Here is a 15,211-nt window from a genome sequence, read left to right as displayed (position 1 = left end):
TGCACCTGCGCCTGGAGCATTGGTACGACCTGACGGATCGCTACCGTAAACAACTCTTCGAACTGGAGCGCGACGAATATCTGGAGATCAAGGTGAGGGAGCACGAAAACCAGCGGCGTCTGCAACGTGAATCCAGGGTACCCTTCCTGTAAGACAGGGCGAGGCAATCAGGCCGGGAGCCTCAGGGGCAGGGTAAAGAGAAAGCGACTTCCCTTGCCGGCGGCGCTTTGAACGGAAATATGGCCGCCCATCAGTTCCACCAGCCCCTTGGAAATGGCCAGGCCCAGCCCGGAGCCGCCATAGCGGCGGGTCAAGGAGCTGTCCACCTGACTGAACCTCTCGAAAAGCCGCGAGTGCTTCTCCGGCGGAATGCCGATGCCGGTGTCCGTGACGCTGAACTCAAGAATCTCCCCCGCCGAGCGCACGCCCACGCGAATCTCTCCGGCATGGGTGAACTTGACGGCATTGCCCACCAGGTTGACCAGGATCTGTCCCAATCTTTTGGGATCGCCGATCACCCGTTCGGCAACCTCCGCGGCCACCTCGGTTTCCAGCACTAGGTTTTTTTCCTGGGCGGCCAGGGCAAAAATCCGCACGACCTCGTCCACGCAGGCGCGAAGATCAAAGGCGACGGCTTCGATATTGATTTTGCGCGCCTCGATGCGGGAAAAATCGAGGATATCGTCGACCAGGGTCAGTAGGCGCAGGGCCGCGCTATCGGCCATTTCCAACAATTGGCGATGTTCAGGACTCTGGTCGATCTCCATCAGGTGCTGGATGGCTCCCATGAAGATGGTCATGGGCGTGCGGATCTCGTGGCTCATGGTGACCAGAAACTCGCTTTTGGCCCGACTTGCGTCTTCGGCGGCTTCACGCGCGGATTTCAGCCCCTCTTCGAGATCCTTCTGGGCGCTGATGTCCGTGCAGGTGCCGATCCAACGCTCGATTTTGGCGGAGGCCCCGCGTCTGGGAACGCCACGCGACAGAAACCAGCGATATGTTCCGTCGCGTCCCTTGATCCGGTACTGCACCTCGTAAACAGCTCCCTTGGTGACGGCCTCCGTCCAACAGTCCTGGGTGCGGACCACGTCCTCGGGATGGAGGGCGCTCAGCCAGCCGAGGTTTTTCGCTTCCTCGAAGCTTTGCCCGGTGTACTCGAACCAGCGGGAATTGAAATAATCGGCGCGTCCATGAATATCCGAAGCCCACACCAGTTGCGGCATGGCTTCGCTGAGAACGCGGAACTCTTCTTCGCTTTCACGCTTGTCCTGCTCGGCCTGCTTGCGCTTGCTGATGTCCTCGCTGAAGACCATGATGCCGCCGATGGCGCCGGAAGCTTCACGCCAGGGCTGGACCTGCCAACGCAGCCATTGGATGGAACCATCGGCGCGCGTGAAGGCTTCCTCCTCGGCGGCCACTTCCTCCCCGGCCAGCCCGCGGCGATGGATGGCCTTCCAGGCATCGCCGATTTCAGGAAAAATTTCGTAGTGCGAGAGGCCGTGCAGAGCGCGTTCGCCAAGGCCGTAATCGGTTCGCCAGCGACGACTGGCGCTGAGATAGCGCATGTCATGATCGAACATGGCGATGGCGACCGGCGCCTGCTCGACGAAGAGCAGCAGCCGCTGTTCCTTGTCCGAGACCTTCAAGTCTGGAGCCCGGCCCTCCTCCATGTTCCGATCCTCACTCCCGGCCGGCGGGGGACACTCCGCAACTGCCGTCGCAAAAGGGCTGATCGCCGCTCAGACCGCAGCCGCAGAGGTAGACTTTCTGGCGTTTCTTGAGGGTGAAGGCAAGGGGCAAGCGGCCGGAACCCCCATGGGATTCATCGCAGAAGGGCAGATTTTGTGATTTTCCGCAGGTGCAGCGGAAATAGGTACCGGCTTCGAGGGTCAGGCCGATGGGCATGCCCTCGGGTGTTTGCGGTTTGCTCATGACCACCTCCCGTGATTCATCTCAACTCAGATTGTAACCGCTTCCGCGAGGAATAACAGGCGAGGAGACGCTGCCGGCGCAAAGCCCGAACCATGCATCAGGGAGGCGGTCCCTGGGGAGGAAGCCATTTTTCAAGAATTTTTTCCAAACCTCGCGCGTCGATGGGTTTGGTGAGATAATCGTTCATGCCCGCGTCGAGGCAGCGCCGGCGGTCTTGCTCCAGGGCGTGGGCGGTCAGGGCCACGACCGGAATCCGGGGGTTGCGGACTCCTGATTCTGGCCGGCGAATTTCACGGGTTGCTTCATAGCCGTCCATTTCGGGCATGCAGACATCCATGAACACCAGATCGTAAGGCCGCTCTTCCAGGGCCCTGAGCGCCTCGGCACCGTTGGCCACGGCATCCACCCGCATCCCCATTTTTTCCAGCAGCCGCACCACCACCAACTGGTTGATGCTGTTGTCCTCGGCCAGCAGAATCCGGGCATTGGCGGTGAAGGCGCTGGCCCCCGGCGGCCTGGAGATCAGCTCCGCCGCCGCGGCGCCCGACGCCCGCGCCGCCTTGCCCAGGCGCACCGTGAACCAGAAGTGCGCGCCCGCGCCCGCGTCGCTCTCGACGCCGATTTGGCCTCCCATCATTTCCGCGAGCTGCTTGCAGATCGCCAGCCCTAGGCCTGAGCCACCGTATTTGCGCGTCGTCGACGCATCGACCTGGGAAAAAGCCTGAAACAGCTTCTCCTGGCGCTCGCGCGCAATGCCGATGCCCGTGTCCCGCACGGAGAATTTCAGCACCACCTGCGCGGGCAGTTCCTCGACAAGATCGACTCGCACCGCAACTTGCCCTTGGGCGGTGAATTTGATGGCGTTATCGGCCAGGTTGACGAGAATCTGGCGCAGGCGCCCGGAATCGCCGTGCAGCAAGCGGGGCACGGCGGGAGCGACAGTGCATTGGAAGGTCAACCCCTTGCTCTGGGCCTGAAGCCCGACCAGTGCGGAGAAATCGTCGAGGAACGCGTCCAAGTCGAAATCGAGGACTTCCAGATCCAGCTTGCCCGCCTCGATCTTGGAAAAATCCAGGATGCCGTTGATCAGGCCCAGCAGGGATTCGGCACTCTTGCGCACGACCTCGGCGTACTGGCGCTGCTCCTCATTGAGCGGCGAATCGAGGAGCAGGCCCGCCATGCCGATCACCCCGTTCATGGGCGTGCGGATTTCATGGCTGATCGTGGCGAGAAATTCACTCTTGGCCGCATTGGCCCGCTCGGCCTCCCGCGTCAGGTTGCGCGCATGCTCCATGGCCGCTTCCAGCCGCGCGTTGGCGGCCTGAAGCTCCTCCACCGCCAGGCGTCGCTCGGCAATCTCCGCGCGCAGCTCCCCGGTACGCCGGCGCACGGTTTTGCGCAGGGTGCGCGACCAGAGCAGCGCGCCGAACAGCAAAAGCAGCAAGGGTCCGAGGATCCACGCCAGAATGACCAGCACATCGCGAAGCACAAGCTCGGGTTCTTCATAAATGCCCAGCCAGGCCGCGTAAATTTGGCGATATTCACCGGTGGCGCGCAGGTTGGCCAGACCCTCGGAAAAAAGCGCCAACAGCCATTCGCTGTTTTTCGGCACGGCGTAGCAGTATTCGGGCGAGCGCACCGAATGGTCCGACACCCGCAGGTTGCGCCAGCCGTGCTTTTCGATCCAAAAATGTGCGGGCACCTTGGCGACCAGCGCGCAGTCAGCCTCACCGGCGGCCAGCAGGCGCAGGGCCTCTTCCTGGGACGCCACCGGACGCAGTTGATGGGCGAAACCCATTTCCAGGGCGACATCATGCATGATGTCGCCTTCTAACACCAGGATGGCGCGCCCGGCCAGCTCGTTCAGGCCGCGCGGCATGGGCGTATCAGCGCGCACCACGATGGCATGATTGACGATGGAATGCGGCGGGGAGAAATCGAATTCCTCCTCGCGCATCGGCGAGTGGAACATGCCCTGCACCACGTCGATCTCGTTGCGGGCCAGGGCCTTGCGGATTTCATTCCACGGCCCCAGGCGAATGGTCACATCCAGCCCTAGCTGCCGGGCGATCGCCCGGGTCAGATCGACGTTGAATCCGGCGGGTTGACCGTTTTGATCGAGATATTCGAAGGGGGGGTAGTCACTGTCGCCGCCGACGACGATACGCCTGCGCTGGTTTTGGCGGCTTTCGATGGGGGCGATCCACTTGGCGTAGAGGCGCTGCAAGGTACCGTCGGCAATAACGATGGACAGGCCCTCGTTGAGTATCCCCAAAAGTTCCCGGTCACCGGCGCGCACGGCAAAACAGAAGGCCTGGGAAAAATCCTCCAGCGGGGGCCCCACCACCCGCAGATTGTTCAGCCCCAGTTGCCCGATCAGTTGCAAGGCCACCATTTTCTGCGCCACCACGGCGTCATGGCGACCGGCGGAGAGTTCGCGCAGGGCGTCATCGAAACCGCGGGTCGTATGGATGCTGGTCCCGGCAAGGTTGATACGGCGCAGGAATTCCTCGGCGTTATCGCCGCGCATGACCGCGACCTGGCGCCCCGCCAGATCAGCCAGGGAACTGATTTCCGTCGTGTCCTCGCGCACGACGATGGTTCCGTTCAGGGTGATGTAGGGCACGGTGAAATCGAAGATCGCCTCGCGCTCGGGAGTGCGCCCGACCAACGGCAACACCTGCACCTCGCCATCGGCCAGGGACTGCTTGACCTCGCTCCAGGGGCCGAGCCTGAATGTCACCTCGCGCCCCATGGCCTTGAGGGCGGCCCGCAGCAGTTCCACCGAAAAGCCATCGGCCTGCCCGTCTTGGGATACCAGGCAAAAGGGCGGAAAGTCGTACTCGCTGCCCGCCAGAATCACCGGCGCGGCAGAAGGATCGAGAGGTTCTGTGCGCGCCCCCTCGGCCGGGACGGCACAGGACCAAAGCAGGAAAATCCCAGCCAACACCGTCAAGAGGATCGTGGACCCTCGCATTCGCGCAGCTGATTTTTTAAGGGGGAGAGAAGCCGTCATGAAAAAACCTTTGATCGACGGGCCACAAGGTTGATTCAGCACCTAAGGCCGGCAATGAAAGGTCAAGTATACCGGGAGCATTAATAATTTTAAAGAAAATTATCGCTTCAGACCAACCGGCCGCGCGGCAACCGCAGGGAGATGGCCCCGGCAAGCAGGACAAAGGCCGCCGACACCCAAAGACAGCCGACCAACCCGGCCCATTGGAAGACCACCCCGGAGAGCAGGGTGCCGACCAAGCGCCCAGCGGCGTTGGCCATGTAGTAGAAGCCGACGTTGAGGGCCGCGTGATCGGCTTCGCTGTAGGCGAGGATCAAGTAACTGTGCACCGAGGAATTGACGGCGAAAATCACACCGAATAGGGCGAGCCCGGTCACCACGGTGAGCCAGGGCGAAACATCGGCCGCGACTCCCAGGGCGATCAGGGCGGTCAGGGCGGCGAGGGCAAAGGCTCCAGCGCCGGCGCTGCCGCCGCGCGGCGTGCCGCCACCGAGGAAGGATTTGAGCAGCACCGGCGCCAGGGTCTGCACCCCGCCGTAGCCGATCACCCACAGCGCCAAAAACCCACCGACCTGGGCCTTGCCCCAGCCGAGACTCACGGACAGATACACCGGCAGTGCGACCACGAACCAGATGTCCCGGGAGCCGAACAGAAACAGTCGCGCCGCCGAGAGCAGATTGACGTCGCGGCTCTTGGAGAGGATCGCGGTGAATTTGGTCTTTTTTTTCGCCATGCCGATGGTGCCGGGCAGGGAGAGGATGGTCGCCAGCAGGACCAGTGCCAGTCCGCCGGCCATGAGCAGCAGCGCGGCGCGAAAGCCGACGGTGGCGAGCAGCAGCCCGCCGAGGAAAAAGCCTGCTCCTTTCAGAGCGTTCTTCGAGCCGGTCAGAATCGCCACCCACCTGAACAGGGCGCTGTCCGCCTCCGGGGGCACCAGCACCTTGATGGCGCTTTTGCTGCTCATCTTGGTGAGATCCTTGGCGATGCCCGACAAGGCTTGCAGCCCCATGACGTAAGCCACGGAAAAGGCGACCGACCAACCCGGATCGAGCAGCGCCAGCAGGCCCAGGGCCGCAATTTGCAGGGCCAACCCGGCGAACAGGGTGACCTTGAGTCCCATATGCGAGCCGATCCAGCCGCCGATCAGGTTGGTGAGGATGCCGAAGAACTCGTAGAACAAAAACAAAAAGGCGATCTGCACCGGTGAGTAGCCGAGCTGATGAAAGTGCAGCAGCACCAGCATGCGCAAGGCGCCGTCCGTGAGGGTGAAGCCCCAGTAGGCACCGGTCACCAGGGCATAGTTGCGCAGCTCACTCATGACAGGCTCAGGGCCACTTTGCGGCACAGCTCCATCATGCGATGCACATAACCCATCTCGTTGTCGTACCAGGCGTACACCTTGAGCTGGGTGCCGTCGACCACCATCGTCGAGAGCGCATCGACAATGGCCGAACGCGGATCGCCCTTGAAATCGATGGACACCAGGGGCCGCTCCTCGATGCCGAGAATCCCCTTGAGATAGGAATCCGCCGCCTCATGGAAGAGTTGGTTGACCTCGGCGGCGCTGACCGGCCGTGTCATTTCGAAGACCGCGTCGGTGAGCGAGCCGGTGAGCAACGGCACGCGCACCGCGTGGCCGTTGAGCTTGCCCTTGAGCTCCGGATAGATCAGGGTGATGGCGGTGGCGCTGCCGGTGGTGGTGGGAATCAGCGACAGCCCCGCCGCCCGCGCCCGGCGCAGATCCTTGTGCGGCGCATCGACGATCACCTGGGTGTTGGTGGCGTCATGAATGGTGGTGATGATGCCGTGCTCGATGCCGATTTTTTCGTGCAGCACCTTGACCAAGGGCGCCAGGCAGTTGGTGGTGCAACTGGCGGCGGTCAACAGATGGTGGGTTTGCGGATCGTAGAGGTGGTCATTGACCCCCATGACGACGTTCAACGCCCCTTGCTTGACCGGTGCGGCGACAATCACCTTCCTGACGCCGCGGTTGAAATAGGGATCAAGCAGGGCCGTGGTGCGAAACTTGCCGGATGCCTCGATGACGATATCCACGCCCAACTCATCCCAGGGCACCTCGCCGGGGCTTTTGTGCTCGGTGAAGCCGATCCGCCGGCCGTCGACGCTCAGGGACGCTCCATCCTCCCTGATGCCTCGTGACCAGCGGCCGTGCACCGAATCAAATTCCAGCAGATGCGCGGCGCAGGCCGTCCCGCCCTTGACCTCGTTGATGTGCACGATCTCAATTTCCGGCCAATCCCAGGCCGCGCGCAAGGCCAGACGGCCCATGCGGCCAAAACCGTTGATACCGATGCGAATGCTCATGGTTGTTCTCCGAGAATCCCGATTCGCCGCTAGAGGGCGACCATTTCGCCAAGACAATATCCGCATAGGCGGATATTGTCAACCGGTCTCGGGACGAGTAAATGATTCCCCACTCTGCATTCATTGCCTTTCTGCTCAAATCACAGCAGACCAGATACGCGGCGCCGCGCATTCATGGCTGCCGGTGTAATGCAAAACACCGGCGAGGTCCCTCCCCTCAAAGATGCCGGGTATCGCTCGGCGGTGAACGCCAGTTGTCGTTGCGCCCGTCGATGAACATCACGGGCGCGTTGACCAATTCCTCGACCGGCGCATTCTCCAGGCAGTTGACGTTGACGGCGTAGGTTTTGCCGCCGAGCTCAGGCGCCTCGCCCCAGCCGAAGGAATGCACGCCGCAGCGCTTGCAGAACAGATGATGGAGGTGCTTGGCGCCGAACTGGTAATCGCCAAGTTCGCTCTCGCCCGCCAGCAGGCGAAAGCCCTCGGGCTTGACGAAGGCCAGCCAGTTGCGCACCTTGGTGCAAATCGAACAATTGCACTTGAGGGTTCCGGCGCTCAGATCCAGGTCCGCTTCATAACGGACCGCACCGCAATGACAGCCGCCGACATAGGTCTTTTTCATGGGTGATGCTCCCGCACAGGAAAGGTTGCCGAAGATTTCCTTGCCGCTCCTGATCTTTTTCCATTATACAAGGAACACTCTTCCGCAAGGACAATCGCCATGGCCCTACCCTCCACCATCCATCGCGCCGTCGTTCAGCTCTCCGACGTGGACCGCGGCGTTTACGAAACCCTGCAGGCCACCCTGGCCCGCCATCCCTCGGAAACCGCCCAGCGCCTGGTGCTGCGCCTGCTGGCCTATGCCCTCTGCTATGAGCCGGATTTAAGTTTTACCAAGGGGATCTGCGCCGGGGACGAGCCCGATCTGTGGAGCAAGGAGCCGGACGGCCGGGTGCGGCTCTGGATCGAGGTGGGCACGCCCGAGCCCGAGCGGTTGCTCAAGGCCGCGCGCCATGCCGCGCGCGTGGTGCTGCTGGCCGCCGCGCCCAGCCGCTTTCGCTGGGACGCGATTTATCGCGACAAGCTGGCCGGTGCGACCAATATCCAGGTCATCGGTGTCGACTACGTTTTCGTCGGCAAGCTGGCCGAGGGCCTTGAACGAACCCTCTCCTGGGAACTGACCATCAGCGACGCCACCCTGTATCTGACCAGCGCCGGGCAGAGCGTTGAAACTTCCCTGGAGATTCTGGTCGGCGGCGCGGCCTGACCAAAAAAATCAGCGCCGCCCTTTCCATGGTTGCCGCCCTCGAATTTGCCCTATCCAGCCGGGGATGTTAGACTGAGTGGGCTATGCATTGCCCCTCTTCCTCATCAAGCGACGGCCTCTACGTCGCCCTGCTGAGCATTCACGGCCTGATCCGCGGCAAGAATTTGGAGCTGGGCCGTGACGCCGACACCGGCGGCCAGACGCTATACGTGGTGGAACTGGCCCAGGCGCTAGCGTCGCTGCCCCAGGTGCGCAGGGTCGACCTAATCACCCGCAAGGTGGAGGATGCCGCAGTCGACGCCGATTACGCCGAGAGCGTCGAGGTGCTCTCCAAGCGGCTGCGCATTGTTCGCATCCAGGGCGGCCCCTCCGGCTACATCCCCAAGGAACAGCTTTGGGACCACCTCGATGGTTTTGCCGACAACCTCGTTACCTGGTTTCAGCGGCAAAACAAATTTCCCGACCTGCTCCACAGCCACTACGCCGACGCAGGCTATGTGGGTTCGCGTCTCGCCAGCATGCTCGGCCTGCCGTTGATCCACACCGGCCATTCCCTCGGTCGGGTCAAACGCAGCCGGTTTTTGGCCGGCGGTTTAAGCACCGAGCAAATCGAGGCCCGCTTCAATATAAGCAGGCGCATCGAGGCGGAGGAATTGACCCTGGCCACCGCCCAGCGGATCATCACCAGCACGTCCCAGGAGATCCAGGAGCAGTACGCACTCTATGACCACTACCAGCCGGAGAAGATGTGCGTCATCCCCCCTGGCACCAACCTGGATCAATTCCAGCCCTCCGACGGCGGCGAGCAAACCAGTGCCCTGTTCCGTGAGCTGACCCGCCACCTGCGAGAGCCGGACAAACCGATCATTCTCGCCCTTTCCCGCCCCGATCGGCGCAAGAACATCGCCGCCTTGGTGGAGGCCTACGGCCAGTCATCGCGGCTTCAGGAATTGGCCAACCTCATGATCATCGCGGGCAACCGCGAGGATATCGACGACCTTGACGAGGGGGCGCAGGAGGTCTTTCACGAGCTTCTCGTGGCCATCGACCGTTTTGATCTCTACGGCAAAGTGGCGCTACCCAAGCAGCATCGGCGCGACCAGGTGCCGATGATCTATCGCATCGCCGCGGCATCCGGAGGGGTCTTCGTCAATCCGGCCTTAACGGAGCCCTTTGGGCTGACCCTGATCGAGGCGGCCGCAACAGGGCTGCCCATCGTCGCCACCGAGGACGGTGGTCCGCGTGACATCCTCGGCAACTGCCGCAACGGCATCCTGATCAATCCCTTGGAGCCTTCCACCATCCGCGATGCTCTGTTGCGGCTTCTGGAGGATCCCGCTCTCTGGCGACGCAGCCGCGAGCGCGGGCTGGCCGGGGTACGCGAGCACTACTCCTGGGATGCCCACGCCCGCCGCTACCAAACCATGGTCGAGCCGATCATCCATTGCTCCGACGTGCTGCCGCGTCCCCTCCTCGAACGTCGCCGCGGCCTCTACAGCGATCGGGCCATCGTCAGCGACCTCGACCAGAACCTGCTCGGTGACGACCAATCCCTGCAGCGCCTGCTTGGGGTGTTGCGTCATCATCGCACCACCACCAAGTTCATCATCGCCACCGGCCGCAGATTTGATTCGGCGCTCAAACTCATGAAGCAGCACCGCATGCCGGAGCCGGACGTCCTGATCACCAGCAGTGGCACCGAGATCTACCATGCACCCGAGCTGGCCGCCGACATCGCCTGGGCCCGGCATATCGACCATCTCTGGACGCCGCACAAGGTGCGGCGCGTTCTGGACGACGTGCCCGGGCTGGTTCGTCAACCGAAACTTGAACAAAGCCGCTTTAAGCTGAGCTACTTTATCGATCCGCGGCGGATCGAAATGGAAGAGATCAAGCGCCTGCTGCATCAGGAGGAACTCTCGGTGCATGCGCAGACCGCTTTCGGCCAGTTCCTCGACATTCTGCCCCTGCGCGCGTCCAAGGGGCTGGCGTTGCGTTACGTGGCCGATCGGATGGGCATCGCGCTGAATTCGGTGTTCGTCGCCGGCGGCTCCGGCGCCGACGAGGACATGATGCGCGGCAACACCCTGGCCGCCGTGGTCGCCAACCGCCATCACGAGGAGCTCTCTCAACTTCTGGAGGTGGAACGCGTCTATTTCGCCCGCCGCCCCTATGCCGAGGGAATCCTTGAAGCTCTGGAGTTTTATGATTTTTTCAACAGCTGCCGGGATCCGCGGGAACCCCGCCCACCCGACATGTCCGCCTAAACTATTGCTCTGCACCGACCTGGATCGCACGCTCATTCCCAATGGCGCGCAACCCGAGCATCCCGATGCGCGTGCCTGCTTCCGGGAGTTCTGCCGTCGGCCCGAGGTCACCCTGGTTTACGTCACCGGCCGCCATCAGGCGCTGGTGCGGGAGGCGATCGCGGATTACGACCTGCCGACCCCCGCCTACCTCGTCGCCGACGTCGGCACGCGCATCTACGACCTCGACCATGAACCCTGGACAGAGTTGACCGCGTGGGAGGCGGAAATTGCCCGGGACTGGCGCGGGACAACCCATGAAGAATTGGCCCGGGCCCTGGCCCCCTGCGCTGAGTTACAGCTGCAGGAGCAAAGCAAGCAGGCTCCCTTTAAGCTCAGCTACTACCTTGATCTAAACTGCGACAGAGAAAGGGTTCTGGGGTGGGTGACGCAGATCCTGCGGGGGCTTGGAGTCACGGCAAGCCTGGTCTGGAGCGTGGATGAGCCCGCCCGAATCGGGCTGCTCGACGTCCTGCCGGCTCGGGCCACCAAACTGCACGGCATCGAGTTCCTGCGCCGGCATTTGCATTATGCGCGCCGCGAGGTGGTCTTCGCCGGAGACAGCGGCAACGACTTGCCGGTGCTGGCAGGCCCGATTCCCTCGGTGCTGGTCGCCAATGCCGATGCCGAAGTAAAAGCCCAGGCCCAAACCCTGGCCCGACGCCAGGGCCGGCGCCAAACTCTTTACCAAGCCGTCGACGGCCCCTTCCCCCTGGGAGGAAACTATGCCGCCGGGGTGCTGCAAGGGGTCTGGCACTTTGTCCCGGCCTTGCGCCCTTTTCTCCAAGCCATCGCGCCGCCGTCATGACCCGAACCTCGCCCCTCTGCATATTCGGCGAAGTGCTGTTCGATTGTTTCCCCGACGGGGAACGGATTCTCGGCGGTGCCCCTTTCAACGTCGCCTGGCACCTGCAAGCGCTGGGTGACGCCCCCTGTTTCGTTTCCGCCATCGGCTGCGACCCGCTGGGCGCGCAGATCCGCCAGGCCATGAAAGACTGGGGAATGGACGCCGCCGGGGTGCAGAACGACCCTCGGCATCCCACCGGCCAGGTTCAAATTGAGATGGTCGCCGGGGAACCTCGCTATCATATTGAGCCCGATTGCGCCTACGATTTCATCCGCGCCGAGGATGTGCCGAGCCTGCCGCCCGGCGCCATCCTCTACCACGGCAGCCTCGCATTGCGTCAGGCCGGTTCCCGCGCCGCCTGCGACCGCCTGGCCGCCTGTGCGCAGGGGGGCATCTTCCTCGACGTCAATCTGCGTCCCCCTTGGTGGCGGCTGGAGGACCTGCACGCCTGGCTACGGCGGGCCCGCTGGGCCAAGCTCAACCGAGAGGAGCTGCGGCAACTTAGTCCGGAAACCAGCAACCCAAGGCATGAATTGGCGGCCTTCCGGCGGCGTTTTGGCCTGGAGCAGGCCATTTTGACCGTGGGGAGAGAAGGAGCGCTGGTCTGCACAGCCGACGGCGACATCCATCATCAGACACCACCTTCAGTGGAGCACATTGTCGACGTTGTCGGCGCGGGCGACGCCTTTACCGCTGCTTATCTTCAGGGCCTGCAGCGCGACTGGCCTCTCTCGCGCACTCTGGAGCGGGCCCAGCGCTTCGCCGCCAAGGTGCTCGGGCTGCACGGCGCCACTACACGGGAGCGGGCATTTTATCAGGAATTCCGCACGGACTGACGCACCACAAAAAATCTCAAGGGCAACCATGTACGAACAAGTATCCCATTCACTGCTCAACGACATCCTCAACCGGATCAATCCGGAGATTTCCAATCAGGATCTGCGCCATTTCTACACACGCCTGGGGGCCAACTTCTACGCCATCCACTCCCTGTTCGAACGGCTCTACGGCCACCGCTCCGATTTTGCCGAGCAGGCCCAAAACCTTGTGGAAACCATGGCCAGGCAGTACATCCGGCGTCCCGACGCGCTGCGACAACTCGATTTGGAACGAGAGCGGGACTACAACTGGTTCCTGAGCCAGAAATGGGTCGGCATGGCCCTGTACGTCGGCGGCTTCGCCGGCGACCTGCGAGGTTTGCGGGAAAACTTGAACTATTTCAGCGAGCTTGGCGTCAATCTGGTACACATCATGCCGATCATGCTCTGCCCCGAGGGCAGAAGCGACGGCGGCTATGCGGTGAGCGACTTCCGCCGCATCGATCCGCGGGTCGGCACCTTGGAGGATCTGGCGGCGCTGAGCGAGGAGATGCGACGGCGCGATATGTTGCTGGTGCTGGATGTGGTCGTCAACCACACCTCCGACGAGCACGAATGGGCACAACGCGCCCGGAGCGGCGCCCCGACCTATCAGGATTACTACTACACTTTCGGCAACCGCGTCGTTCCCGACATGTTTGAGCAGAACATGCCGGAGATTTTTCCCCAGCAAGCACCAGGTAACTTTACTTGGGACGAAACAATGCAGCGCTGGGTGATGACCGTATTCAACTCCTACCAATGGGATCTGAACTACGGCAATCCGGCGGTATTCATCGAAATGCTCGACATCATCCTGTTCTGGGCCAATCAAGGCGCGGACATTCTGCGCCTGGACGCCGTGGCATTCTTATGGAAGAAGATCGGCAGCACCTGCCAGAATGAGCGGGAGGCGCACTTGATCTTGCAGCTGTTCAAGGACTGCTGCCAGGTGGCGGCCCCTGGGGTGATCTTTATTGCCGAGGCGATCGTGGCACCCGTGGAGGTGGCCAAGTATTTCGGCGAGGACGCGGTCATCGCCAAAGAGTGCGAAATCGCCTACAACGCCACATTCATGGCCTTGCTCTGGGACGCGGTGGCCACCAAGAACGCCCGCCTGCTCAACCAAGGGATCAAGAGTCTGCCGGTGAAGCTGGAGCGCGCCACCTGGCTCAACTATATCCGCTGCCATGACGACATCGGCCTAGGCTTTGACGACCAGGACATCGTTCTGGCAGGCTACCAGCCGCAGGAACACCGGCGCTTTCTCATCGACTATTTCACTGGCCGCTACCCAGGTTCCCACGCCCGGGGACTGCCCTTCGGTGAAAATGAAAAGACCGGCGACGCCCGCATCTCCGGGGCGTTGGCCTCCCTGGTCGGCCTCGAGCATGCGCTGGAAGTCGGCGACAGCCAAGGGACGGAGGACGCCATCGCCCTGATAATTCTGTTGCACGCCATGATTTTCTCCTTCGGCGGTATCGCCCTGCTTTACTATGGCGACGCCTTGGGAACATGCAACGACGATTCCTACCTCGACGACCCCCACAAAAGGGAGGATTCCCGCTGGATTCACCGCCCCGCCATCAACTGGGAACGGGCGGCCCGACGCCACACGCCCGGCACCGCGGAATTCCGGATTTTCACTCCCCTCAAGCGGATGATCGCCGTGCGCAAGGAAATCGGAGTATTCGCCGATTTCAACAACCGTGAACTCCTCGAAGTGGGCAATCCCCACCTGTTTGCCTTTGGCCGCTACAACCTGAACAAACCAAGCGAGCGTGTACTGGTGATCGGCAATTTCAGCCACAAGCCCCAGCCTCTGGCCCTGGCCGATGTCGCCGGCTGGTCGCCCCGCTGCGGCCGTCTGGTCGATTTGATCACCGGCAAGCATCCCGAGGGGATCAATGACAGCCTGGTCATCCCCGGCTTCGGCTGCTACTGGCTCAGCGAGACCTGACCGACGAAATCATCGTACCCCTTTCATCCGACGAGTCAGCAGCCGGTCCAGGGCCGAGGCGAATTTCTGGCGATCGGTCAGGCCCAGGCGCCCCGGCCCGCCCTGCACAAGCCCGGCTTCGCGCAATTCATTCAGCAGATTGCGCGTCGATAGCCGCTCACCCACATTATCCTCGCTGTAGACATCCCCGCGGGGATCGATGGCCACCCCGTCGCGCGCCACGATGCGCGCCGCCAGGGGAATATCGGCGGTAATGACGAGGTCCGTCGGCGCCGCGTGCGCGACAATGTAGTCATCGGCGGCGTTGTCGCCGTCGGTGACCCGCACCGAGCTGATCAGGGGGGAATGAGAGCGCGACAGGTCGCTGTTGGCGACCAGGCAGACAGGAATCCGCAGGCGCGCCGAGGCGCGATAGACGATGTCCTTGATGACGCGCGGACAGGCATCGGCATCAATCCAGATCTTCATAAGCAATCCGTAGCTGTTCGGAATGGGGTCGCAGCCCCCATGACAAGGGCCGCTTTTCGCCGTCCATGGCCGCTTGACTGGCGCCATCCATGGCGCCAGACACCCTTTTCATGGGGGCTGCGACCCCATTCCGAACAGCTACGGATTGCTTATGAAGATCTGGATTGATGCCGATGCCTGTCCGCGCGTCATCAAGGACATCGTCTATCGCGCCTCGGCGCGCCTGCGGATT

General features: G+C 62.5%; 12 protein-coding genes and 1 pseudogene. 6 read left to right on the top strand and 7 right to left on the bottom strand.

Annotated elements, in window-relative coordinates:
• Window positions 1–167 precede the first annotated feature (167 nt).
• From QAT43_RS09700 to QAT43_RS09675, 6 genes are all read right to left on the bottom strand, one after another.
• Window positions 168–1,670: a PAS domain-containing sensor histidine kinase gene (locus QAT43_RS09700; protein WP_305042865.1), complete on the bottom strand. Its 1,503-nt coding sequence runs from the start codon at window positions 1,668–1,670 to the stop codon at window positions 168–170.
• A 10-nt stretch (window positions 1,671–1,680) separates the two neighbouring features.
• Window positions 1,681–1,932: a CDGSH iron-sulfur domain-containing protein gene (locus QAT43_RS09695; RefSeq protein WP_305042864.1), complete on the bottom strand. Its 252-nt coding sequence runs from the start codon at window positions 1,930–1,932 to the stop codon at window positions 1,681–1,683.
• A 97-nt stretch (window positions 1,933–2,029) separates the two neighbouring features.
• Window positions 2,030–4,882, bottom strand: coding sequence for a transporter substrate-binding domain-containing protein (locus QAT43_RS09690; RefSeq protein ID WP_305042866.1), 2,853 nt, complete (start codon window positions 4,880–4,882; stop codon window positions 2,030–2,032).
• Between the two features lie 173 nt (window positions 4,883–5,055).
• Window positions 5,056–6,267 carry an organoarsenical effux MFS transporter ArsJ gene (gene arsJ, locus QAT43_RS09685; RefSeq protein WP_305042863.1) on the bottom strand — a complete coding sequence of 404 codons (1,212 nt, stop codon included), beginning with the start codon at window positions 6,265–6,267 and terminating at the stop codon, window positions 5,056–5,058.
• On the bottom strand, window positions 6,264–7,274 hold the full coding sequence (locus QAT43_RS09680; protein WP_305042862.1) for an ArsJ-associated glyceraldehyde-3-phosphate dehydrogenase: 1,011 nt from the start codon (window positions 7,272–7,274) through the stop codon (window positions 6,264–6,266). Before QAT43_RS09680 ends, arsJ begins: the two co-directional genes overlap by 4 nt.
• A 217-nt stretch (window positions 7,275–7,491) precedes the next feature.
• Window positions 7,492–7,896: a GFA family protein gene (locus QAT43_RS09675; protein WP_305042861.1), complete on the bottom strand. Its 405-nt coding sequence runs from the start codon at window positions 7,894–7,896 to the stop codon at window positions 7,492–7,494.
• A 99-nt stretch (window positions 7,897–7,995) separates the two neighbouring features.
• Here QAT43_RS09675 and QAT43_RS09670 point away from each other — a divergent pair, with 99 nt between their 5' ends.
• From QAT43_RS09670 to QAT43_RS09650, 5 genes are all read left to right on the top strand, one after another.
• Window positions 7,996–8,541, top strand: a complete 546-nt coding sequence (locus QAT43_RS09670; protein WP_305042860.1) for a YaeQ family protein — start codon at window positions 7,996–7,998, stop codon at window positions 8,539–8,541.
• Window positions 8,542–8,624: 83 nt separating this feature from the next.
• Window positions 8,625–10,808 (top strand): HAD family hydrolase, encoded by a 2,184-nt coding sequence (locus QAT43_RS09665; RefSeq protein ID WP_305042859.1) that lies wholly within the window; start codon window positions 8,625–8,627, stop codon window positions 10,806–10,808.
• Between the two features lie 4 nt (window positions 10,809–10,812).
• Window positions 10,813–11,655 (top strand): HAD-IIB family hydrolase, encoded by an 843-nt coding sequence (locus tag QAT43_RS09660; RefSeq protein ID WP_305042858.1) that lies wholly within the window; start codon window positions 10,813–10,815, stop codon window positions 11,653–11,655.
• Entirely contained in the window at window positions 11,652–12,530 is an 879-nt protein-coding gene (locus tag QAT43_RS09655; protein ID WP_305042857.1) for a carbohydrate kinase family protein, read from the top strand. Before QAT43_RS09660 ends, QAT43_RS09655 begins: the two co-directional genes overlap by 4 nt.
• A gap of 28 nt (window positions 12,531–12,558) precedes the next feature.
• A complete protein-coding gene (locus tag QAT43_RS09650; protein ID WP_305042856.1) occupies window positions 12,559–14,511 on the top strand; it encodes an alpha-amylase family glycosyl hydrolase in 1,953 nt (650 codons plus the stop codon).
• Window positions 14,512–14,520: 9 nt separating this feature from the next.
• Here the strand turns inward: QAT43_RS09650 and QAT43_RS09645 are convergent, their stop codons facing one another.
• Entirely contained in the window at window positions 14,521–14,979 is a 459-nt protein-coding gene (locus QAT43_RS09645) for a YaiI/YqxD family protein (protein ID WP_305042855.1), read from the bottom strand.
• Window positions 14,980–15,130: 151 nt separating this feature from the next.
• On the opposite strand from QAT43_RS09645, the pseudogene QAT43_RS14870 reads away from it, so the two are divergent.
• Window positions 15,131–15,211: pseudogene (locus tag QAT43_RS14870) on the top strand (YaiI/YqxD family protein); the annotation flags it as partial.

Source organism: Geoalkalibacter sp., from assembly GCF_030604225.1.
Taxonomy (GTDB): Bacteria; Desulfobacterota; Desulfuromonadia; order Desulfuromonadales; family Geoalkalibacteraceae; genus Geoalkalibacter.
The sequence above is the reverse complement of the archived record's forward strand: the minus strand, read 5'-3'. Positions and strand labels throughout refer to the sequence as shown.

What these genes read in the sequence shown, in the direction of transcription:
- QAT43_RS09700 (WP_305042865.1), bottom strand. Translation starts at nt 1,670, where the DNA reads ATGGAGGAGGGCCGGGCTCCAGACTTGAAGGTCTCGGACAAGGAACAG.
- QAT43_RS09695 (WP_305042864.1), bottom strand. Translation starts at nt 1,932, where the DNA reads ATGAGCAAACCGCAAACACCCGAGGGCATGCCCATCGGCCTGACCCTC.
- arsJ (WP_305042863.1), bottom strand. Translation starts at nt 6,267, where the DNA reads ATGAGTGAGCTGCGCAACTATGCCCTGGTGACCGGTGCCTACTGGGGC.
- QAT43_RS09680 (WP_305042862.1), bottom strand. Translation starts at nt 7,274, where the DNA reads ATGAGCATTCGCATCGGTATCAACGGTTTTGGCCGCATGGGCCGTCTG.
- QAT43_RS09675 (WP_305042861.1), bottom strand. Translation starts at nt 7,896, where the DNA reads ATGAAAAAGACCTATGTCGGCGGCTGTCATTGCGGTGCGGTCCGTTAT.
- QAT43_RS09670 (WP_305042860.1), top strand. Translation starts at nt 7,996, where the DNA reads ATGGCCCTACCCTCCACCATCCATCGCGCCGTCGTTCAGCTCTCCGAC.
- QAT43_RS09665 (WP_305042859.1), top strand. Translation starts at nt 8,625, where the DNA reads ATGCATTGCCCCTCTTCCTCATCAAGCGACGGCCTCTACGTCGCCCTG.
- QAT43_RS09655 (WP_305042857.1), top strand. Translation starts at nt 11,652, where the DNA reads ATGACCCGAACCTCGCCCCTCTGCATATTCGGCGAAGTGCTGTTCGAT.
- QAT43_RS09650 (WP_305042856.1), top strand. Translation starts at nt 12,559, where the DNA reads ATGTACGAACAAGTATCCCATTCACTGCTCAACGACATCCTCAACCGG.
- QAT43_RS09645 (WP_305042855.1), bottom strand. Translation starts at nt 14,979, where the DNA reads ATGAAGATCTGGATTGATGCCGATGCCTGTCCGCGCGTCATCAAGGAC.